This is a genomic window from Pseudomonas sp. SWRI68 (assembly GCF_014269165.1).
Classification (GTDB): Bacteria; Pseudomonadota; Gammaproteobacteria; order Pseudomonadales; family Pseudomonadaceae; genus Aquipseudomonas; species Aquipseudomonas capeferrum.
Genome location: NZ_JABWRU010000062.1, coordinates 1 through 464, shown reverse-complemented (window position 1 = coordinate 464; position 464 = coordinate 1). Strand labels below are relative to the sequence as shown.

General features: G+C 59.5%; 1 protein-coding gene. It reads left to right on the top strand.

Annotated features, from left to right (window positions below):
* Window positions 1–5: 5 nt before the first annotated feature.
* Window positions 6–464, top strand: a 459-nt coding sequence (locus HU770_RS26795; protein WP_346769590.1) for an immunoglobulin-like domain-containing protein, incomplete at its 3' end; no start/stop codon positions are given.

Below are 464 nucleotides of genomic sequence, written 5' to 3'. Positions count from 1 at the left end.
CTGCCCTGGACCACGACCTTGTCGTGACCCTGAGCAACAACGAAGTTGTGACCATTAAGGCCGGCGAAACCAGTGCGCCGTACAGCCATGCTGCGCAAGGCGACGACGTCTATAAGGACGCCGGTGAAATCAGCCTGGGTATCAAGTCCGCCGTCGATGTCGACGGTCGTGCCTTTGAAAACCTGCAGTTGGGCGACGCGGCGTCGGTCAAAGTCACCGACACCACCGACGACGTGGTGGCCAAGCTGACCGCTACTCCTTCGGTCACCGAAGGTGGTGCGATCACTTACACCGTCACCCTGACCAACAAAGACGGTCTGCCGATCGACAAGCACTCGGCCTTGACTTTCACCCTGAGCGACGGCACCACCGTCATCACCGTCCCGGCCAACAGCACCAGCGGTTTCGTCACCGTTACCGCGCCGGACAACGTTTACACCGGTACCAATGACCCAGTAATCAAA